This window comes from Providencia sp. AGC89 (assembly GCF_053543535.1).
On sequence record NZ_JBIXLP010000002.1, the window covers coordinates 50,544 to 76,030 of the forward strand.

General features: G+C 40.5%; 20 protein-coding genes and 2 tRNA genes. 12 read left to right on the forward strand and 10 right to left on the reverse strand.

Features of this window, described 5'->3' with window-relative positions; translation table 11 throughout:
* Window positions 1-191 precede the first annotated feature (191 nt).
* The 4 genes from uvrD (at window position 192) to ACIPUA_RS01020 (ending at window position 4,823) form a co-directional block, all read left to right on the forward strand.
* Window positions 192-2,354 carry a DNA helicase II gene (gene uvrD, locus ACIPUA_RS01005; RefSeq protein ID WP_048605792.1) on the forward strand — a complete coding sequence of 721 codons (2,163 nt, stop codon included), beginning with the start codon at window positions 192-194 and terminating at the stop codon, window positions 2,352-2,354.
* 202 nt (window positions 2,355-2,556) lie between these two features.
* Window positions 2,557-3,234: a hypothetical protein gene (locus ACIPUA_RS01010; protein ID WP_449059191.1), complete on the forward strand. Its 678-nt coding sequence runs from the start codon at window positions 2,557-2,559 to the stop codon at window positions 3,232-3,234.
* Window positions 3,235-3,479: 245 nt separating this feature from the next.
* On the forward strand, window positions 3,480-4,064 hold the full coding sequence (locus ACIPUA_RS01015; RefSeq protein WP_042845847.1) for a 2OG-Fe(II) oxygenase: 585 nt from the start codon (window positions 3,480-3,482) through the stop codon (window positions 4,062-4,064).
* Between the two features lie 165 nt (window positions 4,065-4,229).
* A complete protein-coding gene (locus ACIPUA_RS01020) occupies window positions 4,230-4,823 on the forward strand; it encodes a hypothetical protein (RefSeq protein WP_449059192.1) in 594 nt (197 codons plus the stop codon).
* 44 nt (window positions 4,824-4,867) lie between these two features.
* Here the strand turns inward: ACIPUA_RS01020 and prfH are convergent, their stop codons facing one another.
* The 6 genes from prfH to ACIPUA_RS01050 form a co-directional block, all read right to left on the reverse strand.
* Window positions 4,868-5,479, reverse strand: coding sequence for a peptide chain release factor H (prfH, locus tag ACIPUA_RS01025; RefSeq protein ID WP_226693414.1), 612 nt, complete (start codon window positions 5,477-5,479; stop codon window positions 4,868-4,870).
* Complete coding sequence (locus ACIPUA_RS01030) at window positions 5,479-6,612, reverse strand: RNA ligase RtcB family protein (protein WP_449059193.1); 1,134 nt, start codon at window positions 6,610-6,612, stop codon at window positions 5,479-5,481. The genes prfH and ACIPUA_RS01030 overlap by 1 nt, the downstream gene beginning before the upstream one ends.
* Window positions 6,613-7,187: 575 nt before the next feature.
* Window positions 7,188-8,906: an amidohydrolase gene (locus ACIPUA_RS01035; protein ID WP_042845840.1), complete on the reverse strand. Its 1,719-nt coding sequence runs from the start codon at window positions 8,904-8,906 to the stop codon at window positions 7,188-7,190.
* A gap of 101 nt (window positions 8,907-9,007) precedes the next feature.
* Window positions 9,008-10,360, reverse strand: coding sequence for an APC family permease (locus ACIPUA_RS01040; RefSeq protein WP_042845838.1), 1,353 nt, complete (start codon window positions 10,358-10,360; stop codon window positions 9,008-9,010).
* A 686-nt stretch (window positions 10,361-11,046) separates the two neighbouring features.
* On the reverse strand, window positions 11,047-11,940 hold the full coding sequence (gene rarD, locus ACIPUA_RS01045; protein ID WP_042845837.1) for an EamA family transporter RarD: 894 nt from the start codon (window positions 11,938-11,940) through the stop codon (window positions 11,047-11,049).
* A 159-nt stretch (window positions 11,941-12,099) separates the two neighbouring features.
* Window positions 12,100-12,570: a thioesterase family protein gene (locus ACIPUA_RS01050; RefSeq protein ID WP_042845835.1), complete on the reverse strand. Its 471-nt coding sequence runs from the start codon at window positions 12,568-12,570 to the stop codon at window positions 12,100-12,102.
* Between the two features lie 156 nt (window positions 12,571-12,726).
* On the opposite strand from ACIPUA_RS01050, the gene pldA reads away from it, so the two are divergent.
* The 5 genes from pldA to ACIPUA_RS01075 all read left to right on the forward strand — a co-directional run bounded on the left by pldA (window position 12,727) and on the right by ACIPUA_RS01075 (window position 18,429).
* Window positions 12,727-13,617: a phospholipase A gene (gene pldA, locus ACIPUA_RS01055; RefSeq protein WP_187549490.1), complete on the forward strand. Its 891-nt coding sequence runs from the start codon at window positions 12,727-12,729 to the stop codon at window positions 13,615-13,617.
* A gap of 111 nt (window positions 13,618-13,728) precedes the next feature.
* The gene (gene recQ, locus ACIPUA_RS01060; protein WP_048605799.1) at window positions 13,729-15,555 is read left to right on the forward strand and encodes an ATP-dependent DNA helicase RecQ; all 1,827 of its coding nucleotides are present in this window, start codon (window positions 13,729-13,731) and stop codon (window positions 15,553-15,555) included.
* Window positions 15,556-15,575: 20 nt separating this feature from the next.
* Window positions 15,576-16,571 carry a lysophospholipase L2 gene (gene pldB, locus ACIPUA_RS01065; protein WP_042845831.1) on the forward strand — a complete coding sequence of 332 codons (996 nt, stop codon included), beginning with the start codon at window positions 15,576-15,578 and terminating at the stop codon, window positions 16,569-16,571.
* A gap of 13 nt (window positions 16,572-16,584) precedes the next feature.
* The gene (yigL, locus tag ACIPUA_RS01070) at window positions 16,585-17,397 is read left to right on the forward strand and encodes a sugar/pyridoxal phosphate phosphatase YigL (protein WP_042845830.1); all 813 of its coding nucleotides are present in this window, start codon (window positions 16,585-16,587) and stop codon (window positions 17,395-17,397) included.
* Between the two features lie 228 nt (window positions 17,398-17,625).
* Window positions 17,626-18,429 carry a tetratricopeptide repeat protein gene (locus ACIPUA_RS01075; protein ID WP_042845828.1) on the forward strand — a complete coding sequence of 268 codons (804 nt, stop codon included), beginning with the start codon at window positions 17,626-17,628 and terminating at the stop codon, window positions 18,427-18,429.
* A gap of 3 nt (window positions 18,430-18,432) precedes the next feature.
* On the opposite strand, the gene ACIPUA_RS01080 is transcribed toward ACIPUA_RS01075, so the two are convergent.
* The 4 genes from ACIPUA_RS01080 to rsgA form a co-directional block, all read right to left on the reverse strand.
* On the reverse strand, window positions 18,433-18,771 hold the full coding sequence (locus ACIPUA_RS01080; protein ID WP_048605800.1) for a hypothetical protein: 339 nt from the start codon (window positions 18,769-18,771) through the stop codon (window positions 18,433-18,435).
* Window positions 18,772-18,778: 7 nt separating this feature from the next.
* Window positions 18,779-22,120: a miniconductance mechanosensitive channel MscM gene (gene mscM, locus ACIPUA_RS01085; protein ID WP_449059194.1), complete on the reverse strand. Its 3,342-nt coding sequence runs from the start codon at window positions 22,118-22,120 to the stop codon at window positions 18,779-18,781.
* A 30-nt stretch (window positions 22,121-22,150) separates the two neighbouring features.
* Complete coding sequence (gene asd, locus ACIPUA_RS01090; protein ID WP_042845825.1) at window positions 22,151-23,050, reverse strand: archaetidylserine decarboxylase; 900 nt, start codon at window positions 23,048-23,050, stop codon at window positions 22,151-22,153.
* 198 nt (window positions 23,051-23,248) lie between these two features.
* On the reverse strand, window positions 23,249-24,301 hold the full coding sequence (gene rsgA, locus ACIPUA_RS01095) for a small ribosomal subunit biogenesis GTPase RsgA (RefSeq protein WP_042845824.1): 1,053 nt from the start codon (window positions 24,299-24,301) through the stop codon (window positions 23,249-23,251).
* A gap of 145 nt (window positions 24,302-24,446) precedes the next feature.
* Here rsgA and orn point away from each other — a divergent pair, with 145 nt between their 5' ends.
* The 3 genes from orn to ACIPUA_RS01110 all read left to right on the forward strand — a co-directional run bounded on the left by orn (window position 24,447) and on the right by ACIPUA_RS01110 (window position 25,446).
* Window positions 24,447-24,992 (forward strand): oligoribonuclease, encoded by a 546-nt coding sequence (gene orn, locus ACIPUA_RS01100; RefSeq protein ID WP_042845823.1) that lies wholly within the window; start codon window positions 24,447-24,449, stop codon window positions 24,990-24,992.
* Window positions 24,993-25,254: 262 nt separating this feature from the next.
* Window positions 25,255-25,330 (forward strand) — tRNA-Gly (locus ACIPUA_RS01105).
* A gap of 40 nt (window positions 25,331-25,370) precedes the next feature.
* A tRNA-Gly gene (locus ACIPUA_RS01110) sits at window positions 25,371-25,446 on the forward strand.
* Window positions 25,447-25,487: the final 41 nt, after the last annotated feature.

Here is a 25,487-nt window from a genome sequence, read left to right on the forward strand (position 1 = left end):
TATTTGCTATTGTCGTGCTGCTACCAAACCTATTAAGGTTGGTAGTAAGTCGAATAGGTCATTTAAAATAAATCAGGAAAATCAATTTATTGGTTTTTGATTGATAACACAAAGTGGGAAATTACGTTTTTATTCCCCTTTGTTAACAACCTCACAGTGGTATTTTCCACTGCTTTGCTTTGATGGTAATTATGGACGTCTCTTATCTGCTTGAAGGTCTCAATGACAAACAACGCGAAGCGGTTGCCGCACCGCGTACTAATTTACTTGTGCTCGCGGGGGCGGGCAGTGGTAAAACTCGCGTATTGGTACACCGAATTGCCTGGTTAATGTCGGTGGAAAATGCATCACCATTTTCTATTATGGCAGTGACGTTTACTAACAAAGCAGCGGCAGAAATGCGCCATCGAATCAATCAGTTGATTGGCAGTAGTGAAGGTGGGATGTGGATTGGCACATTCCATGGTTTAGCACACCGCTTGTTGCGCCAACATTATATGGATGCCAATTTACCGCAGGATTTTCAAATCTTAGATAGTGATGACCAATATCGCTTAATTCGACGTTTGCTTAAAGCAATGAATTTAGATGAAAAACAATGGCCCCCACGTCAAGGAATGTGGTACATCAACGGCAAAAAAGATGAAGGTTTACGGCCCCAACATATTGAAAGCTATGGTAACCCTGTTGAAGCGACGTGGTTGAAAGTATATCAGGCGTATCAAGAGGCTTGTGATAGAGCAGGTTTGGTCGATTTCGCTGAGCTGTTACTTCGAGCTCATGAATTGTGGTTGAATAAACCCCATGTATTACAACACTACCGTGAACGTTTTACTAATATTTTAGTGGATGAATTCCAAGATACTAATAATATTCAATATGCATGGATTCGAGTATTAGCAGGGGAAACAGGCAAGGTCATGATTGTTGGTGATGACGATCAATCAATTTATGGCTGGCGTGGTGCCCAAGTAGAGAATATCCAACGGTTTCTTAATGATTTCCCCGGTGCAGAAACAATTCGTCTTGAGCAAAACTATCGCTCGACAAATAATATATTAAAAGCGGCGAATGCTTTAATTGCGAATAACAGTGATCGGCTAGGCAAGAATTTATGGACAGAAGGAGGGGATGGTGAACCCATTTCACTCTACTGTGCATTTAATGAATTAGATGAAGCCCGCTATATTGTTGGGCGTATTAAACAATGGCAAGAAAATGGCGGGGCGTTAAAAGATTGTGCCATGTTATATCGTAGTAATGCCCAATCGCGTGTACTTGAAGAGGCGTTAATTCAAACTAACATGCCTTATCGCATATATGGCGGCCAACGGTTCTTTGAACGTCAGGAAATCAAAGATGCACTTTCTTATTTAAGACTGATAGCAAATCGTAATGATGATGCCTCGTTTGAACGCGTGGTCAACACGCCAACACGAGGAATAGGTGAACGTACTTTGGATACCGTTCGCCAAACAGCACGAGATCAACAATTAACTTTATGGGAAAGTTGTGAGTACTTACTTCGTGAGCAAGTACTTGGAGGGCGAGCTGCGGCAGCAATAGAGCGTTTTTTAGAGTTAGTTGAAGCGTTGGCGAAAGAAACGCAAGATATGCCATTGCATGTTCAAGCAGATAGGGTTATTCACGATTCTGGTTTGCGTGCAATGTATGAGCAGGAAAAAGGCGAAAAAGCCCAAGCGCGTATCGAAAACTTGGAAGAGTTGGTGAATGCAACGCGTGACTTTAGCTACCAAGAAGAAGACCAAGATTTAATGCCATTACAGGCATTTCTATCACATGCAGCTCTTGAATCAGGGGAAGGGCAAGCGGATGCCAACCAAGATGCTGTTCAATTGATGACTTTGCATTCAGCCAAAGGTTTGGAATTCCCAGTTGTATTCATTGTCGGAATGGAAGAAGGGATGTTTCCCAGCCAAATGTCAATGGATGAAAGCGGACGTCTTGAAGAAGAGCGTCGGCTCGCTTATGTGGGGGTTACCCGAGCAATGGAAAAACTTACCATTACTTATGCAGAAAGTCGTCGGTTATACGGTAAAGAAGTCTATCACCGTCCATCACGCTTTATTGGTGAGCTACCGACTGAATGTGTCGAAGAAGTTCGCCTAAGAGCCACAGTTTCTCGTCCGGTTAGCCATCAACGCCTTGGTACACCAATCAGTCAAAATGATTCAGGTTATGCGCTAGGCCAGCGGGTAATGCACCCTAAATTTGGTGAGGGGACTATTATTAACCTAGAAGGCAGCGGTGAACATTGTCGTTTACAGATAGCCTTTCAAGGACAAGGGATTAAATGGCTAGTGGCTTCATATGCACGGCTAGAGAATTTATAGTTACCATAAATTTCAAATATAACACCACCGTTCTAGGTGGTGTTATATATAATATAATAATTATATTATGTATCTCTAAAACTATTTAGTTTATTTGTTTTGATTTTTTATATGATCTATTAATTTGTTTTTTTATTTTTATCTTTTAATATTAAATTGTAGTTCATGGCTAACGTAATGGTAATAAATGGAGCTTAATTATATGGATAGTAAACGTATTTCTGCACTAAATGAAAGATTGATAAATATAAAAAATAAAATTAAAGATATAAATGGCTTATTAAAGAGATATAAAAACAGTATAGATGAAATGTCAAATAATATGGAATTAGTAAAAATACAATTAGAGCAGTCTGAGCATCCTAATCGAGTCAAAATGAACAAAATTATGGATGAGGTTAAACAGAAAATAAAGGTCAGAGACAAAGAGCAGAGAGACGAGCTTAAATCACTAGGCGAGTTTTTTAACAAGAAAGAAAAAAATATAAAGACATTTATCAAATCAACAAGTACATATAAGGCAGTCAACTTTGTTAATGTGGGTGGGTTAAAAAGTCGGATTTTTGATTTTATTGCAGTAGTTAATAGGGATAGTGAATTAGTGGAGAAGGAACTTAGTTCTCTTCAGATTGAACTGAGCGAAGTTAGCACGAAATATCCGGGTATTAAGGGTGATTGGTTAGAGGCGTTGCTGAAACCAGATGCACTTATTGGAACAGCGAAACCAGATGCACTTATTGAAATGACAGCGGCGCTAGAGCCGTCTCAGGAAATGACTTCATCTGTAGAGGCACTGGTTGAAACTCAACATAAACCTCTCGTTTTTGTTGCTAAACACAGTTGTTTTGGAAAGACGGCATGGTGTGGAATAACACACTGATAATATTGTTTGATTTTTAATCTGTAAAATAAATCAATCGAAATAATTTATTAGTGTAAGGTACTTATTTATATAGGTACCTTATTCAATCAAATGATTAAAAATACTTACATAATGAAAAATAAAGGGTTTTTAGTTAGAAAGATTGATTCGATAGTTTAATCAATAAGATTTAAGCTTTTAATTTTATCTTTTTGTTTTTTTAGCGTATAAAGTTTTACCGAATAACCTTTCTAGTATTTATCATGTCAATTAATAAACTTATTGATTCACTCTCTACACAGGGCTGGTATGTGTGGGACGGTTTCTTGATCCCGCCTAATATAAAAGCTATCAAGGATTGCATTCCAGAAACACTGCAAGATGCACGTATTGGTCACCGTAATTTGTTACAGGGGAATAAAGCAATTCGAGGTGACCAAACTGTTTGGTTAGAACCTGAAATGGGGGCTCCTATCTGTGATTATATGGAGAAAATGGAACAAATAAGACAGGAAATCAACCGTCAACTTTACCTAGGTTTACGCGGTTTTGAAACGCATTTTTGCCGATATTCACAGGGTGGTTTTTATAAGAGACATGTCGATAACCCTAGGGGTGTTGGGCGGCGTAAGGTCACGACGGTTTTATATATGAATGAATCATGGCAACCTAGTGATGGTGGTGAATTGGTGGTTTACGACCAAACAGGTAATCAACTGTTTACATTAGAGCCGATTGCGGGGCGTATGGTCTTTTTTATGTCAGAAGAGTTTCCCCATGAGGTTTTACCAACTAAATTGATACGTGAAAGTATAGCCGGTTGGTTTTTAACTGAAACAGTATCTTAATTAGTTTTTTCATATTCTAGATACTGTTAGATAGTAAGCTATCTTATCAAGATTTCAACAATAAACTTTTAAAACATACAAACTATAAATTTGTATTTTAACGTTAATAACGATATTTTATTTTACTACGTTAATAGTAGCTTAACTTTAAAAAGGAGTTTTATTATGAAATCTAATTATGGAACGCTTGATAACGTAAAAAATTTGATTCATGAATTAAGTGAATATAATGATGTTGCAGTAGATAAAAAGCTAATAAGTACGCTTGATAAGTTTCAGGAGGGGATAGGTAAAATATCGGATATAACATACACTCTACCTAAAATTTACGCCTCAAAACCGCCGCTTATTCAACATGCTTTTCTATCAAGCTTCAATAATAATATAGAAATGAAATATCTATTTAAAGAAATAAATAGTGAAGTCATTAAATATGTTGATATCATCAAGAAAGACTACAATCCCCAAGAGCAAGTACAGATTTCATCGTTGATTAAAGCAAATCAAAGTAGCGCGTTTCTTCCCCAAAGCCCACCGCAAACTATAGAAGAGCAGGCTAAAGCCTATCGTAAAGTACTTGAGCCACAGAATTTAGCACCAGTTATCGAAGGGTTTAGAGAGGGTACACAAGAAACTTTATTATCGAACCACATGGCGGCACTAAAGCCAGTAGAAAGTCACTCTTTAGATAACAACCTGTCAGCAGATTTTACTATTCACGGCTGCCAGATCTTTATTCCACATCAATATCGTATGTAATAGGTCACGTTGGGGGTCCACCTTTCAGAGTGGACCCCAATTAGTTAGTTACTTCGCTTAAACTCTATTCCAACAAAAGTGATCGTAGCATTTCCCCTTTCTATTTGGTAATGGGAATGATGTCGCTGTTTGTCTAATGAGCTCAGTTGTTGTGAGTAATACTCACTGAGTTTCCACTGGATTAATTGCCTTGCGAGTCTCTTATTTGCGTGTTGACTACGCTCAGACTGGACTTTAACCGCAATACCTGTGGCAATGTGTTTTGCTCTAACTGCAGAAGACGTTTTATTTACATGCTGCCCACCCGCGCCTTGGGCTTTAGTAAATTCAAACTCAATCTCACTTTCTTCAATAGGTTTGATCGCTGAAAAACGCGTGACATTGAGAAACCAATTTTTCCGTTTATGGCGAGGCCTGATGGGGCTTTGACATTGCCATTGAACAGTGCCACACCAAGTATTGGCTAATGTTTCTGTATTTTCACCTTCCAGGCAAACTAATGCAGATTTTAACCCTTGTTTCGATGGGACAGACTCTAACAAATTGACTGTAACTTGGTGTTTATTCGCTTCTTGTAGAAAACAGGCTAGTGCTTTTTCAACCGCAATACAGCATTCTTCAGGGCCTTGTGCAGAGGAAAATTGTAATAACATGATTAACACTCCCCACTGGTTTTGTAGGTAATGATAGGTTTAAGCCTAGCCACCACTTGGATTACTCCAATATTCACCATGCTTTCAATCACAGTATCAATTGATTTATACGATTGTGGGGCTTCTTCATAAATCAGTTGTTTATTGGCGCAAATGACACGACTACCTAGTTCTGTTCGAGATAATTGAACAGGTGTGTAGCGATGAGATAGGCGGCCTTTACACTCCCCTCGCATCCATTTGCGCCCAGCGCCGTGAGCGAGGGAATTCAGGCAAGCGTCATTTCCCTGTGGTGCGACTAAATAACTGTAATCGCCACGCGAACCAGGAATAATTACCAGCCCTCGGTCTGAAGGGGTTGCTCCTTTACGATGTAACCACCCAGTTATGCCATTAATTTGACATGCCTCGACTAAATTATGGTTAACATCTAGGCTTAGTTCACCAGTTGATTTAACCTGTTGCAGCATGCGTAGCCCTATAAGACGGCGATTTACCTGTGCAAAATGTAAAGCACCTTGATGAGCTTTAAGGTAATTATCAGCATCACGAGTGCCTGATAGAAGCCCATTGTGGTTATATTTTTCAATGTGTTGTCGAAGAATTGATTGGCCTAAACCACGCGAGCCGCTATGAACTAATAGCAGTAGCTGTTGCTTATTTAACCCACTCGTAGCAAATAATTCAGGGTGCAATACTTGGTCAATGGTTTGGAACTCTGCAAAATGATTCCCACCACCAATAGAGCCTAATGATGCCATAAATTCACATGTTCTCATTGTGTCTGGCACATGTTCTTCGAGCCATGCTAATGAGGCATGATCTGACATCTGAGATAACTGTTTTTCTAATTTATCGAGGTTAACTTTTGATTGTTTAATATCTGTTTTAAACAGGCTCATACCGCAGCCGATATCATTACCAACTAATGCAGGATAGAAGCGTTTAGTAGAGAAAAATGCCGCACCAATTGGATATCCTCGGCCTGGATGAAGATCAGGCATACCAACAACAGATATCATATCTGGTAAGTTTGCCGTTGTTTGTAATTGTTGGATCGCTTTGCTTTCAATCCATGTATTTTTCGTTGCGATATAACTAACGTGTTCGCTAACGAAATGAAGGGTATTGCCCATAAGCTATTTACTCATTTAAATATTAAAAATAAGGTTATTTAGCGGGCCAATATGAATAGGATCTTTTTTTAAAGAATGGCTATTTTTGACAGTGCCCGCAAAGAGTTTGATTAATTTTTGACATTGTAAACCTCCTTGCAGTTAGTTGATGAATATAAAACGTTGTGAATACTAGCTATAACTTTTTTCTTTTGCAAGCGCTATTTTTACAAAGAAATATTTTTAGTCATTTTCTTATAATAATATATTCTCGTTAATATTTTTCGATAATTTATAACGAGATTGTTTATTGTTATATTATATGATTATTAATTTTAAAATATACTTTTTATTATCGTAATAACAGGTGTGAGGAATATAAAAGTTTGTTACGCTGTGATTCTGTGCTTGAGCCTTTCTGGTTCAAGCTTATTTTTTGGATCAGAAATGAAAAAGCCCCGTTAGTTATTATTAACCAACGGGGCTCGATCCAAACCTAGACAGTTAGGTTTGTGGTTTTAAGCACCTAATTAAAATACCCCAACGCTACTATTAGTATTGGGGTATTTATTCATTTAAATAATATAAAAGTATAATTAAGCGATATGAACGGTTTTTCCACCGATAATTGTGCGCAATACTTTTACATTTTCAATATCATCGGCTGGGATTTCAAATACATTGCGATCTAGCACTATCATATCGGCAAATTTGCCTGCTTCGAGTGAACCAAGTACATCTTCTCGGTGTTGCGCATAAGCAGAATCAATAGTTGCTGAGCGCAAAACTTCGATAACAGTAAGGTTGCGGTCATTATCCAGTCTTGGCGCTTTTTGACCATTAATATCACGCCCACGTCGTGTAGCTGCCACTTTTAAGTCATACCATTCGTCAAAATCATCAATTGGCCAGTCACTACCAAAAGCAACAACAGCACCTGCATCGACAAATTTAGCGATAGGTTCTAATTGTTCAAAACGTTCATCACCTAGCATTTTCTTTTCAAAAGCAGCGAGCTCAGGTGTTGGTGCTGCCCATTGGAAAGATAGGCAAGCGATGGTTTTCAAGCGGGCAAAGCGTGCATAATCATCTGCATGTACTAGTTCGTTATGGGCTAAGCCTGGGCGAATATCTTTTTCGGGGTGTGCCGCTCGCATTTTTTCAATCGCATCTAATACAATTGACACAGCACCTTCGCCGACAGTGTGTAAGTGTGGGTCATAACCTGCCGCTGCTATTTTTTCCATCAGTTCATCAAGGATTTCGGCAGTGAAGTAGAGGTCGCCATAGTTATTAGTTTCGACCCAATTAGGGGCATCATCAGTACCTTGATTAATACGATATGGTTGTAATAATGATGCGGTCATGGTTGGAAACTGCATCACGCCATCAACAAACATCTTAATATTATTCAATCCTATTCCTGGAGCCGGTGTCCAATCTGCTTGGTGCCATTTTTTGGCAAATGCAACGGCTTTATCCACCGCGCTAGCAACGGATGCCACATCAGGAGTTTCATCTGGGGTAATTTCACGAGCCGCTTGGAAACGGAGCGTTAAATCACCGCGTTGTTGTAATTGTGAAAATGCTTCGAGTTGTTGTTCAGAAACCCGAGCATCCATGACCATAGTCACGCCTTGTTGATTCAATACTTTTTGAACTAATTCAGCAACTTCAATAGCTTGGTCATCGCGAATAGAAGGAATGCTGTCGGCTGCACGCATGGCAGGGGCATCTTCTAAAATACCGTTTAACTCGCCATTTTCATATTTACCAATTTTACCATCAGGGGGCTCAGGGGTTTCTTTGGTAATGCCAAAGAGTTCGAGTGCACGGCTATTGGCGAGCAATGTATGGCAATCATTGGAAAACAGGACGACAGGGCGCTGAGTGTTCAGTTTATCCATGTCTTCACGGTACATATCAACCCCTGCAGGGAGCATTCCTTGGCGTAGCCAAGCGGTTACTTTTAGCCAATCATTTTCACCGGTACGAGGGTCTTTATCTAAATGGTCTTGAACGCGCTCTAAAATTTGATCGATAGTCAAAGATTCATAGTTCAAATGGCAGCCGAACAATTGAATGCCACCCCAAAATGGGTGCATATGGCCATCAATAATGCCGGGCATCATCATTTTGCCTTCTAAATCGATACTTTCTGTTTCAGGACCAACATATTGATGAAGTTCATCTGAGGTGCCTGTTGCGAGAATATAGCCGTCACGGAGCGCAATCGCATCAACTACGCGATTCTGGTTATCTGCGGTGTAGATATAACCGTTAAAATAAATAACATCAGCAAATGGATTATTCATAGTAAACCGTCTGTATCAGTAGTGCTTTAGAAGCAACAAAGCTAAAAAAACAACGGGGAAGGCAAATGCTCCCCCGTAATTATTTATAAAGTATGAAATGATTAGTTAATAATCATCTCAGTTTCGTCATCAGAAATTGCAGGAGGACGACGAGTGAAGCCATGGGTGAGCAGGGTGAGATAAACAGCACCAGCAGCTAACCACCATAAACCGACTTTAAAGGCTTCGCTATCAAGGCTTGTCCATAACCATAAGGTTAAGATAACACCAATGGACGGCATTATCAGGCATGTGACAATTTTTGTATTATCTAATGACGCTTTTCGGTCAATATAGAAATGTTTGATTACGGATAAATTCACGAAAGTGAAGGCAATCAAAGCACCAAAGCTTATCATCGATGCAACCATGCTTAGGGATAAAACTAACGAAAGCAGGGAAGCGATAGCCACAAAAATAATGGAATAAACAGGCGTATTGAGTTTTGGATGTAAATAAGCAAATAAAGAACGCGGCAGTACGCCCTCACGGCCCATCGCATAGAAAATCCGCACAATACTGGCCTGTGAGGTCATCGCTGAGGCAAATACACCAATAACATAGGCGGTGATAAAGCTCGATGCCATCATTGCGCCACCGACTTGTTTCATCACAGCAAGGCTAGCAACATCGGTATTAGGAATAAAGTCCTGCCACATTGGATAAACGAGGTGTGCGCCGTAGGAGATAACGACAAATAGCGTTCCAGCGATAAACACAGTGTATAGGATTGCTTTAGGTAATGCGCTGCGTGCATCTTTGGTTTCTTCTGCCATGGTTGAAATTGCATCAAAGCCAAGGAAGGCTAGGCACAGCACTGCGGCACCTGCAAACAGCCCAGAGGCTTGATCTGCCATAACCGTAATTGGCGCCAATAAGGCATCTGCATCTAATACAAATGATGTTTTAAAGCTTAGGTATAAAAATACAGCGATAAACACAAATTGCATTAAAATGATTAGCATATTCATTGAGGAAACTAATTTGATCCCCAATATATTCATAATGCTAACAATTGTGATGGTGCTACAAATAATCACATACATTGGAATATCAGGGAAAGCTTCATGAACGAAGATCCCAATCGCGATGTAGTTGATAATTGGTAGGAATAGGTAGTCGAGCAATTGTGCCCAACCAACTAAAAAGCCAAGTGTGCCGCCGAAAGTTTTTTGTACATATGAGTAGGCAGATCCAGAAAGTGGAAGTGCGCTAGTCATTTTGCAATAGCTCATGGCAGTAAAAAAGACAGCGGCTAATGTAATCAAATAAGCGACAGGCAAATGCCCTTCACTTAATACAGTAACTTGCCCATAGGTGGTGAAAATTCCGAGTGGTACCATATAGGCCAGCCCGAAAAAAACTAACGCAGGAGTGGTTAGTACGCGTTTCATTTGAACGGTATTCTGTTGCATTTTGAAGCCCTTCCCAAAAGCCCTTAACAACGTTAACTCTGTCTGAATACTCAGGGAGAGTGAACCTAAAATGCAGCCATATAGCTTGGTCTTTATAACATTGGCTATAGTACTACACTGTTTTTATTTAATACTTACGCGTCATATTCAATTTCAGAAAACCTCGCACCAGGACATTTTAATTAAATGTCATCGTGCGCACTTTAATGAAACGTCAGTGATGAATCGGACCATCACCATCCGCTGGGGTGAATACAAGCGGCGTACAATATAATTACCAAGTTCCTATTAAGCAATCATTAATTGAAAAAAATATAGAATTACTTTTATATCAATAAGTTGTTTATAGAAGAGTCAGTTAATTGATGAGAATTTAAGATAGGTTAAATGATAGCTATTTTTAGAATAAAATCAAGCCAAATGAGATTGTTGTAATTAATTGATTTATATGGTTATTTTTGATTTCTTTATGGGGTGTGAGAATTAATCTATCTGGTTTTGATTAACTCTAAGTATTATTCATAATAAAAAATTAATATTCTTTTTTATCGTCATTGCATTAATTAAATTAATTATTTTTGTTCCATATAATGAAACACCGACTTTCTTTTTATATTAAAAACAAAGTCGGTGTTTGAAATTGGCACTGTTTATCCACTATGCAGCTTTATATAAATTGCGATAATTTATTTCTTCCTCAGCTTTTGTTGAGTATATAAAGCATCTAATGTAAACAAAACTAATGCAATCCAGATAAAGCCAAAAGTTACTAATAATTCAGTGGTCATGACTTCGCCATACACAAAGACCGCCAGCAAGAACATAATACTTGGCCCCATATATTGGAAAAAACCAAGGGTGGATAACCGTAAATGGTTTGCTGCCTCTGTGAATAATAATAATGGCACCGTCGTAATAACACCCGCGGCAATCAATAGAATATTCAAGTGCCAATCATTGACAGCCATGTTACTGGTAGGGCTATCTGCAAAAAATAATAAGAAAATAACGCCAACAGGTAGTAGCCATAATGTCTCGAATGTCATCCCTGTTTGAGCATCTACGCCAAGTTTTTTACGTAATAAACCATACGTTGCAAATGTTACAGCTAGACTTAAGCCGATAACGGGGACTGAACCGAATTGCCAAAGTTGGATTAATACCCCAGTTAAGGCAAGCGCGACGGCAAACCATTGCATAGGACGGAAGCGCTCTTGTAAAAATAACATACCAAACAATACGTTAACTAATGGGTTGATAAAGTAGCCTAAGCTTGCTTGTAACATATAACCATTATTAACAGACCAAATATAAATTAACCAGTTGCAAGCAATTGTTGTCGCTGTCACGCCGAGAAGTAATATTTTCTTGGGTTGCTTGAGTACTTGACGGACATAATTCCAATGTCGTGAAACGGTTAATAACAAAATCATAAAGAAAAATGACCAGATAATACGATGAGTCAGGATTTCTTCTGCGGGCACTTCTTGGATACTTTTAAAATAAATAGGTGCGACACCCCAAATAAAATAGGCGCCTAAGGCACATAATACGCCTTTGGTAGTATTTTGCTGGCTCATTGTTGGCTCTGAAATTGAATTAAAAACTAAAAGAAATTTATACAGAGATACCGAGCCGTTTTTTGTGCGGCTCGATTTTTGATGCCACTAATGTGACATTGCTCAGGTTTTTTTACAAGTTAATAGTTTACTAAGTGACTAATTATTTACAACACTAACTCAACCAACGAGATAAGTAGCGGTCGCAGTCGCAATATGTTGGTTATTTTCATTATGTAATTCACAACGGGTGACGGCTATTTTATTGCCGTCTCTTAATAAACTGGCACTCGCGGTAAATACTTCACCACGTCCAGGACGTAAATAATCCACGCGTAGATCAATTGTGCCCATTCGCGACATTTTATCCACAATTTCTGTATGTGATAGCGGGTCAATGCGCTGCAATATGCGGTTAATACACACCATTCCGCCAGCAACATCTAAAATAGAGGCAATCACACCACCATGTAGAATATTTTGAGTGAAGTTGCCAATGAGTTGTTGGCGGTTTTCAATTGTTAGCTGAACAAAATCATCATTCATATTGGCCAGTTTAATGCCGAGTAATTGGTTAAAAGGCATTTTGTAGATAAATGCATGGCTCATTAGCTCACTGGCTTCTTCTAAGGTATAGATACGGTCATTCATCATGTTCATCCTTTGAATAAAATGTAAATGATAAGTTAACATTATGTATAAAATATGTCTCTAACAAACGTATGAATAATCTTTCAACAGTCTGTGGGTTTTATGTGTAAAATAGGACAAACTTTTTTTTGACGATGTTGAAAATAGGAATGACTAATGCGTGCTTTAGCAGTGTTATTGAGTGCCGTGCTCTGTTTTTGGTCTGCTTCTCTATCTGCGACTGAAATTAATTCCCAGTCAAATCAGGATACAACGAGCAACACACCAATCAGAGGGAGCATTATTTCAGGGTTATTACAAAATTATGATAACCCTTTTGTGTTGTATCCGTATGAATCAAATTACATCATTTACACCTATACTTCCTCGATAAATAAAAATGCGATTTCGAGCTACAACTGGGGGGATGATGCATTAAAAGATGAAGTTAAATTTCAATTAAGTTTAGCCTTTCCTTTATGGGAGGGGATTGCAGGGGATGATTCCATTCTCGCGGTCTCGTATACACAACGTTCTTGGTGGCAACTGAGCAATAAAAAAGAATCTTCTCCTTTTCGTGAAACCAATTATGAGCCGCAGGTTTTTGTCGGCTGGCTAACCGATTATCAACTGGGTGGCTGGACTTTGCGTGAAATTGAAACTGGTTTTAACCATGAATCAAATGGTCGTTCCGACCCAACCTCACGTAGCTGGAATCGGGTATATGCAAGGATGATGGCACAAAATGGCAATTGGCAAGTTGACCTAAAACCTTGGTACCGTATTCATGAAAGCGAAGGTAGCGATGATAACTCAGATATCACAAAATATATGGGATATTACCGCCTGAAAGTCGGTTATGCGCTGGGTGACAGTGTGTTTACAACCACGGGTCGTTATAACTGGAACACCGGTTATGGCGGTGCTGAATTAGGTTGGAGCTATCCAATTAGTAAACATGTGCGAATTTATACTCAGTTGTTTAGCGGATATGGCGAGTCAATGATAGACTACAACTATCGCCAAACTCGATTTGGTATCGGTGTTATGTTAAACGACATGTTGTAATCTAAGGTTAGCTCAACCTGATTTTGTTAGTTAGAGCTAAATATCTTTTGATGAATCAACAAATTCGCTGCTCAACTGGGCAGCGACTTGTTTTATAGATTGAGGAAGTTTGTGTCAACTGCTTGTGTCATTAACCAACTTTCGCTGGCTGAAAATGTGCTTAACAGTACATTTGGTTACCAGTCATTTCGCTCTGGGCAAGATGCAGTTATTGGGGCTATCCTTGATAATCGTGATTGCTTAGTGTTAATGCCAACAGGGGGCGGCAAGTCCTTATGTTACCAAGTGCCTGCTTTAGTAAAAGAAGGGGTTACCTTGGTGGTCTCTCCTCTTATTTCACTGATGAAAGACCAAGTAGACCAATTGCGGTTACACGGTGTCAGTGCGGCTTGTCTAAATTCATCGCAAACCTCCCAAGAACAGCGCCAAATCATGGAATTATGTAGCCGTGGTGACATTAAATTATTATATGTTGCCCCTGAGCGGTTACTGACTGATTATTTTCTGAGCCAATTATCGAATTGGAATATCAGTTTGCTGGCGGTTGATGAAGCGCACTGCATTTCACAATGGGGGCATGATTTTCGCCCTGAATATCGTTCATTAGGTCAGTTAAGGCAATCTTTGCCTGATATCCCCGTTATGGCATTAACGGCCACCGCAGATGAAACAACTCGAGCAGATATTATTCGCTTATTAGAGCTGCGTGATCCTTTGGTTCATGTGAGCAGTTTTGATAGACCAAATATTCGTTATACCCTAGTAGAGAAATATAAGCCTTTGGATCAACTTTGGTTTTTTATTAAAAGCCAAAAAGGGAAGGCGGGGATCGTTTATTGTAATAGCCGTAATAAAGTTGAGGAAACCACCGAGCGCCTGCAAAAACGAGGCTTGAGTGTTGCAGCTTACCATGCGGGGCTAGAGGCTTCACAACGAGAGTGGGTACAAGACGCCTTTTTAAAAGATAACTTACAAGTTGTGGTTGCAACAGTGGCTTTTGGAATGGGCATCAACAAATCCAATGTACGGTTTGTTGCTCACTTTGATATTCCTCGTAATATTGAAGCATATTATCAGGAAACGGGTCGTGCGGGGCGTGATGGCGTTGAAGCCGAAGCAATTCTATTTTATGACCCAGCAGATATGGCATGGCTGCGTCGTTGCCTTGAAGAAAAACCCGCAGGTATGCAGCAGGATATCGAGCGGCATAAACTGAATGCGATAGCCGCTTTTGCGGAGGCTCAGACCTGTCGTCGCTTAGTCTTACTGAACTACTTCGGCGAAAATCGACAGCAGCCTTGTGGTAATTGTGATATTTGTTTAGACCCACCGAAACAGTATGATGGGTTAATTGATGCACAAAAAGCGCTTTCTTGTATTTATCGTGTTGGTCAACGCTTTGGTATCGGCTATATTGTTGAGGTGTTGCGTGGTGCGAATAATCAACGGATACGGGATTTAGGGCACGACAAGCTGCCTGTTTATGGTATCGGTAAAGAACACAGTAATGAGCATTGGGTTAGTGTGATCCGCCAATTGGTACATTTAGGCATGATCACTCAGAACATTACGCACTTTTCTGCACTGCAACTCACCGAAGCCGCTAGGCCAATATTGCGAGGTGAAAGTGCATTACAACTCGCAGTTCCTCGTGTTTTAGTGGCAAAAAGCCGTAATCAACAAAACAAAATTTATCATGGTAATTATGATAAGAAGCTATTTGCGAAATTGCGTAAATTACGTAAATCGATAGCAGACGAAGAAAATATCCCACCATTTGTGGTATTTAATGATGCGACACTTATCGAAATGGCCGAACATACACCAACCTCTTCGGTTGAGTTACTGTTAATTAATGGCGTTGGTGAGCGTAAGCTTGAACGTTTTGGGGATGCATTTATGACGCTTATCCGAGACCATCTTGAAGGTTATGAATGAATAAATAAGGAAACTACCGGATGACGCCTGAAAGCCTAAAAGAAAGCTGGCTGAATCGAGAAACTCAATTTTCTGCCTTTACCAATGGCCCCCTTTTAGATTTCTGGCAGCACCGTGAAGAATTTAATTTCCTTGGTGTTGATGATATCCCTATTCATTATGTCCGGTTTATTCATCCTACCCACCATAAAGCGGTCGTCATTTCACCTGGTCGAAGTGAAAGTTATGTGAAGTATCCTGAAGTAGCATATGATTTTTATCATTTAGGCTATGACGTATTTATTATAGATCATCGTGGTCAAGGGCGTTCAGGCCGTATGCTGACAGACCCTCAAAAAGGGCATGTTGAAAAGTTCACTGACTATATTGATGATTTTGAAAAATTTATCGAATTAGAGGTTAAGTATCGCCATTACCCAAAATGTTACGCATTGGCGCATTCTATGGGGAGCGCAATTCTTGCAGGGTATTTATTGCGCGATAGCCTCACCTTTGATGCTGCGACTCTGTGCGCACCGATGATTGGTATCAATCTGCCAATGCCTCGTTGGATGGCGAGTTTTATTGTTGATAGGGCAGAATCGCGTGAGAGTGTGCGTAATGATTATGCGGCATCAACAGGTAAGTGGCAGCCTTTACCTTATTTAATCAATGTATTAACACACAGCTCAGAGCGTTATCGGCGTTATTTGCGTTACTATGCGGATTACCCCGAATTACGTTTAGGTGGGCCAACATACCACTGGTTGCGTGAGAGTTTTGCGATGGGCGATGAGCTAATTGCGAAAGCGGGGGACATTGATGTACCACTGATGGTGTTGGAAGCCAGCGAAGAAAAAGTGGTCAGCAACAAAGAGCTACAAGCTTTTTGCCAAAGTCGGCAAAAAGCGCAAATAGGAAGAGAAGAAAAATTACCTCTCGTCATTGAAGGGGCACACCATGAAATCCTATTTGAAGTGGATGCGTTAAGAGCTATGGCACTCAACGCTATCTGTGATTTTTTTGAGCAGTATTAGTTAGGGTTTGAATATGAAATATCCAGTAGTTGCCTCCGATTTAGATGGGACATTACTATCTCCCAATCATGACTTAACGTCTTATACCAAAGACACATTAAAACAGTTAGTTGAAACACAAGATATTCATTTTGTGTTTGCTACTGGGCGCCATCACGTGGACGTTGCACAAATCCGCGATGGCTTAGGCATCGATGCTTATATGATCACTTCAAATGGTGCTCGTATTCATAACACACAGGGTGACTTGATTTTTGAGCACAATGTTGATGCCCAAATCGCCCATGAGCTTTGCCTAATGGAATTTGATAACCCAGAGCTCGTCACTAACTATTATCATGGTGATGATTGGTTTATTAACCGAGAAAGCCCAGAGCAAAAAGAGTTTTTCAAAGAATCGGTGTTTAATTATCAACTGTTTGATCGACATAACTTTAAAACCTCAGAAGTTTGCAAAGTTTATTACACCAGTGAAGATCATGATCTATTAGTGGATTTGCAGCAGCGAATTCAGGATCGCTGGAAAGATAAAGTGAATGTCACATTTTCTTTGCGTAGCTGTCTTGAAGTTATGGCTGGGGCGGTTTCTAAAGGTGAGGCCTTGAAGCAAGTTGCTGGGTTACATGGCTATGCTACAAATGATTGTATCGCATTTGGTGATGGCATGAATGACAAAGAGATGCTTACCATGGCTGGAAAGGGTTGTATTATGCAAAATGCCCACCAGTTACTGAAGGATGCGTTACCGACGATGGAAGTGATCGGTTCAAATAGTGATGATGCTGTTGCTCGTTATTTAAGAAACAAATACTTAAGTAACGTATAGTGTTGAGGTAAGCCCTTCAGTAATAAGTTGGGTAAGTATGGTATTTACCCAACTTATTTATACTTAATTTAGAAAGCTAGCCAGTTGGGACTGAAATTCGGCGAAACGTGCTTTTTAAGTCAATTAGGTCATTTTTCCTATTTTTTCTCACAAAGAGAAAATTTACACTAGGGGTCTAGGTGTTTGGGTCGATATTAATGGATATAGCACTGTTGAGGGTTTCTTAGGATGAAAAAAATTGCGTTAGCATTGTTGGTGAGTTCTGTTTTTTATAGCTCAGTATTAATTGCAACACCGAGTGCAGCTCCTACTGCTGCAACCACAGAGCAAGAACCCACGATAGAGCAGATTAAACAATTAGCGCAAAAAGGTGACCCTGAAGCTCAATTCCAACTTGGAGAACGTTATTTTAAAGGTAACGGGGTTTCTCAAGACTCGAAAGCCGCAGCGGATTGGTTTGTTCGGGCTGGGAACCAAGGGAATTCTGACGCACAGTTTAGGCTTGGCACCATGTTTGTGAATGGTTTTGGTGTTCGTCGTGACTATGATAAAGCGATGTTATGGTATGAGCAAGCGGCGGAAAATGGTGATACCCGCGCTGAAACCAATATGGCAATGATGTATGCTCAAGGCTTGGGCGTCCCGCAAAATTTAGAAAAGGCCGCTTTTTGGTTTAGAAAAGCCGCTCAAGGCGGTAATGTTATTGCCCAATTCCATATTGCTCAGATGTATTCGATTGGCAGTGGTGTTGATTTAGATGATGAAAAAGCTGTCTTTTGGTTTAGAAAAGCCGCCAAACAAAAAGATGCCAAATCCCAAGACCGTTTAGGGGTGATGTATTCAGAAGGGCGTGGTGTTAAGAAAAACTTACAGCAAGCTTATGCATGGTTATCTACCGCAGTTTATAGTGGCAATGCGGAGAGCCGCCGTTTGCAAAGTAAAATTGAAGAGCAATTAGAGAGCGCAGACTTACAACAAGCGCAGAAACTGGCTGAAAGTTATATTAAATCCTACGGGAAAAAAGCCAGTTGATTGTTAGTTTGATGGGCCGGAGATAATTCTGGCCCCTGCCATTATAAGTAGTGACAATATCAGGTAGCTCCAACTCAACCGATAAAAGCGGTTATAACCCCACCCCCGTCGGATACTCAGCTGTACCTCTTTAGAAGAAAGCGTCGCCGTCATCATGCGAAATATCACAATGTAGACTAAGCAATAAGCTTGCCATAGGTAGAGTGTATTAAATGCGAAACTTTTACCAACGATTAATAAGATAATTAATGGGATCAAAAAGAATAAAATTGACCCAACTCGTTCAAGTTGGGCAATCCTCAGCTTAATTAGCTCATCTTGATGCTGTGGCTCTAGCGACATAATCGGTTTACAACTCCCCAGACTTACGAGCAGGATTACGCCCAGAGAGGTTGTTAGTTGCACTCTGCAGTGAGTTATCGCGCACATCGACCCTCGCTTGGAATGGTGGGAATGGTAAGGTAATCCCTTGTTCAGCAAAGGAAACTAAAATATTTTGGTGGATCTCATGACGAGCCGGTAAGCGGTGCCCCATCTCAGCTGCATAGACACGTAACTCAAATATTTGAATCCCTTGCTGTAAATCAACCAAATACACTTCTGGCGCTGGGTTATCTAAGATCATCGTAGAGCGATTCGCTGCGCGTAAAATAGTGTTAGTCACTAACTCACTGTTGGCATCTGATGGTGCGGGGATGGTCATAACGATACGGGTGATAGTGTCAGAAAGTGACCAGTTAATAAATTGCTCGGTAATAAAAGCCTTGTTCGGCACAATAATTTCTTTTCTATCCCAATCTGTTAGGGTCGTTGCCCGGGTATTGATTTTGGTGATGCTACCCGTTAAGTTACGAATAGTCACGGTGTCCCCGATACGAATTGGTTTTTCAAATAAAATCATCAAACCAGAAATAATATTGGCAAAAATTTCTTGTAAACCGAAGCCAAGCCCAACCCCCATTGCCGCGATTAACCATTGAAGTTTTGACCAGTCAATCCCTAACATAGAGAAGCCGACAATGGTACCAATAAGGGTGATACCATACTTGGTTAGTGTACTGATAGCGTAGCCAGTACCTGGCGTTAAATCTAAATGCTGTAATACTGCAAGTTCCAATAAAGCTGGAAGGTTACGAACTAATTGAGCCGTTACAATAATCGTTAAAATGGCAATAAAGATAGAACCCATCGTGATAGGCTGAATAGTATCAACACCATTTACTGTGGAAGTCACATCCCATAAGCGAATATTTTCTAAGAAAGAAAATGCAGTGTGTAATTCTGACCACAGCCAAATAAGTGATACCAAGGCTATCATGGTTAAAATTGAGCGTACCAGCCCAACAGATTGGGTACTGATAGTATCAAGGTCAATGACCTGTTCTTCGATATCAATATTCCCTTCGCTACTGGCACTTGCTTGTTGGTTGTCATCTTCACCTTTGGCTCGTTGTGCCAAAATCTCTGCACGGCGCTGCTTAGCACGCTCAAACGCAAGCTTACGGCGTTGCATCGACATCCATCGACGAATGGTGTGATATATAATGAGGATCACAAACCAAATTGCCACGGAGGTTTCTAAGCGGGCGAGTAGGGCTTGTGATGTTGAAAAATAGCCTAAAATAGAGAAAAATGCGGCAATGATGGGGGCGAGTAATATCATCCACCATAGTGCTTTATTAACAATATTTTCCCCAGACCCATGTCTATCTATATACAGCGGAATTTGTGAGCGACGTAGGTTATTAGTAATTAGGCTTAATGCGATACACAAAAAGATGAAGCAGAAACGGCCAATACTTGCCGCAAATTCCCTATCACTATAATGTTCAAAGGTGATAATGGCCATAACGAGAGGGACGATAACAAAAATAGCCATACGGTAATAACGCATCGCTCGTTTGACAGCGTCTTTGTCCCAACCAAAGTGGGAAATAAATAACCCCGTTGGGCGAGAGAAGGTCTCACTGATCATAAACAGCCATAAAAGTGGTGTGGTTGCACTCACGCCAAAACCAATGGCAACGGCCATCGGATACTGCCATGCACTTTGTAACCCATAACCTATAGCGGACCACATCATTGGTAATGGCAGTGCCACAATAATCGACCAGAAAATAGTACGGATGGTTAAATAGAAGCGGTCTTGCGTCACTTTACCGATACGTAAACTGGAGCGATCAAGGAATGCTTGGTAATGTTTGCGAGTACTGATGCTAAAAATGACCAGTGCTATTGAACCTAAAAGATATAAAAAAGTATCTTGGGTTGTCACCATAACACTGAGTGCGCCAGCAAGCTGGGACAAGGTATCAAGTGACAGTAACTGGGTAATATCTGTGACTAGCAATACGGGATAACTGATGCTAATTGGCGGGACATCAGCTACCCAAAATAGGTAGCGGTTAGACGCATCTTTTACTTCTTTTAATGCATCTGTTAATTGCCCTGTCGCAACATTTAACTTTGTCAGTTCTAACATTTCAGCGTCAAGGCCTGAAATCAACGAGGTTAATAGCTCCCGACGTGTTTTGATTAAAGATTGATAAACCTGAATTTGGGCTGCATTTAGCTCATTAGCCGTTTCTTGTTCGCGGGTATCAATTTTAGTTAGTCTATCAAGGCTATCTTCGTAATTTAAGCGTTGGACTCGTAAATCAGCCATTTCACGGTCAAGTTGCTGGCTTTTAGGGATATCTGGCAAACGAGAAAGCTGTGTCCTCAATGCTTCCCCTAGAGTACTCGAACTACTGATCCATTGAGCTTGCTCGCGAATGGTTGTTAATGCTTGGCGAGCATCGCGAATACTGGTAGAGATTTCCGATTGGCTGGTGGTAATCGCACTCATACGTTGAGCTTGAGCCGTTAATTCTTGTGACATTTTACGGTTGACATCAAGCTGTTCTTTCAAAAAGGGCGTTAATTCACCTTGTTCAGCCAACATTTCTGTATGTTCTAAAGCTAAAATGGCTTTTTGTTGGCGTTGAGTATTTTGAAAGTCACGTAATTTTTGAAGCTCAAGCTCCATGCGTTGATAACGTTTTTTATATAACTCTAAAGTAATACGTGAAATTTCTTGGCGATTATTGGCGGACAACTGCGCCATTTCTAATTCATTAACGGCTGATTTGCGAGCACTTACTTCCGCTTGAGCTAAGGTATACTGGGCTTCAGCCAAAGGCGTTGATGGAGTACTAAGGGATTGAAAGCGTGATGTTGCTTCAGTGAGTATACGCCTTGCTTCAGAAAGTTGTTGTGGCAGTACATTTAATGACTCACTGATCTCTCGGCCTTTATCTTGCTCCTGTTGGGTTAGACGGCTTTGGTCCAGTAATTGGCTACTGAGTTGAATAATACGCTGGTCTAATTCCCCTAAACTAATCCCAACTGGGATAGGGGCAGGTTGATCACTTTCGTTAAGTAGCTTTTGTCTTAGCTCCTTAATAATATTAGGGAAATCATCAATAGCTTTTTGATAAGATTTTGCTTTAGCTTCAGAATCACGAGTTTCGTTTATCCAATTGAGTGCGCCTTGTAACGCTTGAGCTATTTCTGCATCTTTGGGGTTTTTACTCGAATCAAGTTGTTTGAGCTCCTGCTTAATCTGTGCTTCATCCTGCGCCGCCGTAGACGCCGCAACGGAAGAAAAAACGATTAACAGACTAACAAAAAAACTGATAATCAAACGCACAGTAAGGAGCTCCTTTAAGGAATGAGTGATTTACTTAACTTCAGTTGGTTCTTCTGCTGGTTGATCTGCTACAGTTTCAGCGAGTAATTCACCCATACGTGTAGCATAACCAGGGATCAGCGATGGGTTAAAACTGATTTTATTGGCTTCAAATAAGTTAACCACCGTTGAACCAAGTTTAAAAAGCCCCATTTCTTCGCCTTTTCTCAGGAAAATAGCACCTTCAGAACCTAATTCAGGGTAAACCCAACGCTTGATTACACCTTCACGAGTCGCATTCACACAGCCGCTCCAGACTGTATCTATACTACCTACGATGGTTGCACCAACAAGAATTTGCACCATTAAACCAACTGGAGTGTCAAAAACGCAAATCAAGCGCTCATTACGCGCAAACAGATTCGGGACGTTTTGTGCCGTCAGTGGGTTCACAGAAAATAGGTCACCAGGGACATAAATCATTTCTTTGAGCAAACCATCACATGGCATGTGGACACGATGGTAATCACTTGGCGATAGATAAGTCGTAATAAATTGGCCACCGCGGAAATGCTCAGCTAATTGATATTGCCCAGCGAGTAATGCTTCAACGGTGTAATTGTGGCCTTTTGCTTGAAAAATAATGCCATCATTAATTGAACCAAGTTGGCTCACCGCACCGTCTGCGGGCTGGGCAAGTTGATTATCTTTTTCAACGATTGGGCGTGCATCTTCTTTTAGCAGACGGATAAAAAACTCATTAAAGGTAGAATAAGCGGTCAATTCACTTTTTTGGGCTTCATTCATATCCACTTTATAGGCTTTTACAAACAGCTTAATTGCCCATTGTGTCAGAAACCCTGCATTTCGGCTCGCAAACCAGCCTGCGAATTCAGTAAGGCATTGTTTTGGAAGCATATATTGCAAGCGAATTTTAAATTTATCTAGCACGTTAACCTCTGGTTTTTAAAGGTATGTTAGCAAAAGGGCGGCTATTGTACACAGTTTACTCGCCATATTTCAAACGGTAGTAGGGGGTACCTAAGTGACAGGGAAATACATGTCTTTGGGGTTACCCAATTTTACTGCCGAACACTACTTAGAACTATTTAGAGCCGTAAACAACAAATTTGTAAGCGCTCACTAACTTCACTTGTCTTTCGCTGTAAAGTTACCGCGGGGTTTGACCTGTTCCATACTCTCTAAGATGCGATGGTAGTTTTCAAAGCGTGATTCGGCAATTTTCCCTGTATCTACGGCTTCACGCAGCAAGCAACCAGGATCATCCAAATGTTTGCAATCACGGAATTTACAACCACCAAGGTATTCTTTAAATTCGACAAATCCTTTCGTCACTTGTTCCGTGGTTAAATGCCACAAACCAAATTCACGAACTCCGGGGGAGTCAATCACATCACCACCTAGCGGAAAATGATACAAACGCGCTGTTGTCGTTGTGTGCTGGCCTAACCCAGAGTTGTCTGAAACGTCATTAACGAGAATCGCCTCTTCATTATGCGGAAGTAACGTATTTAGTAAACTAGATTTACCGACACCGGATTGCCCTACAAATACCGACATTTTACCTGCTAGTATGTTAGTAAGTGCTTCCATTCCTTCATTAGTATGGCTAGAGACCTCGAGAACTTGGTAGCCAATATCACGATAAATAGTCATTAAATCGCTTACCCATTCGCGATTCTCTGTATCGAGTAAATCGACTTTGTTTAACACGATAATGGGTTGAATTCCGATGGTTTCACAAGCCACAAGATAGCGATCGATAATATTGAGAGACAGTTCAGGTAAAATCGCTGAAACCACCACGATTTGGTCAATATTTGCAGCGATTGGCTTTAAACCATCATAATAATCTGGACGAGTTAATACTGAGTGGCGGTCATGCACAGCTTCAACGATACCATTAACTTTAATGTCACTTTGTGTGTTTAAGGCAGGGCGCCATACCACTTTGTCCCCAGTCACCAGAGATGAAATGGTCCTACGCAAGTTGCAGCGTTGTATTGTGCCGTCGAGAGCCTCAATATCTGCATGTTGCCCAAACCGGCTGATGACTAGGCCTTCTTGCGCTTCGCCTAATTGGCTATCATCAATCTCAACTGTTTTTTGCTTTTTAAGCCTTTTTTGATGATTTTCCTGAACGCGGCGCTGTTGGCCTTTGGAAAGTTTCTGTTTAGCCACCTGTCCTCTCTTCGCTATTGGTAGTCGTTTAGAATATCAATTATACAGTAAGTTGTTAGTAGAGCTTGCTAAGGCAATACCTGTCACTTAAGGCATGAACAGTGCTATCATACCTTAACTTCATAGAATGCAGTTAGGGTATATCATGCAAAAGAATGAGAATAATTTAATTTGGATCGATTTAGAAATGACTGGTCTCGACCCCGTTCGTGATCGCATTATTGAAATTGCCACTATTGTAACAGATAGTCATCTTAATATTTTAGCAGAAGGCCCCGTAATTGCAGTACATCAGACTGATGAGCAACTTGCGTTAATGGACGAATGGAACGTGAATACTCACACCAACAGTGGGTTAGTTGAGCGCGTACGTAAAAGTACAGTGAGTGAGCGTGAAGCGGAGTTAGCCACTATTGAGTTTTTAGAAAAATGGGTTCCTCAGGGGGCATCCCCAATTTGTGGTAATAGTGTTGGGCAAGATAGGCGTTTTCTGTTCAACTATATGCCTGAATTAGAACGCTATTTTCACTATCGTTACCTTGACGTTAGTACGCTAAAAGAGCTTGCTCGCCGTTGGAAACCTGAGATTTTAGCGGGTTTCACTAAGAAAAATACTCACCAAGCCCTTGATGATATTCGTGAATCAGTCGCTGAGCTAGCTTATTATCGAGAGACATTTATTAAAGGATGAAAAGGTTTATAAATCTGCGGTCAATAGGCTGGTATAAGTATTATTGTTGAGTAAGTTACCAATGTTAATGTATTGAAATCAGATTTTTACAACGTTTGTTGATAAAATCACCATTGTGACTATTTTGTCGGCAAACGAATAAAAAAATTAAAAATTTGGGTCTAGGGGCTTGCTAGAATCTGAATTTTTCGTATAATGCGCTCCCCGTACCGATGAAGTTTTTGTAGTTAAGTCGGCACGTGGAATACCTAGAAATGGTGATGCGGGAATAGCTCAGTTGGTAGAGCACGACCTTGCCAAGGTCGGGGTCGCGAGTTCGAGTCTCGTTTCCCGCTCCAAATTTTCTTGGTGTTTTAGCTAAAGCACTATTTTCGTGATGCGGGAATAGCTCAGTTGGTAGAGCACGACCTTGCCAAGGTCGGGGTCGCGAGTTCGAGTCTCGTTTCCCGCTCCAAACTTTCTTAGTGTTTTAGTGATAGCAATACCCACCAAATG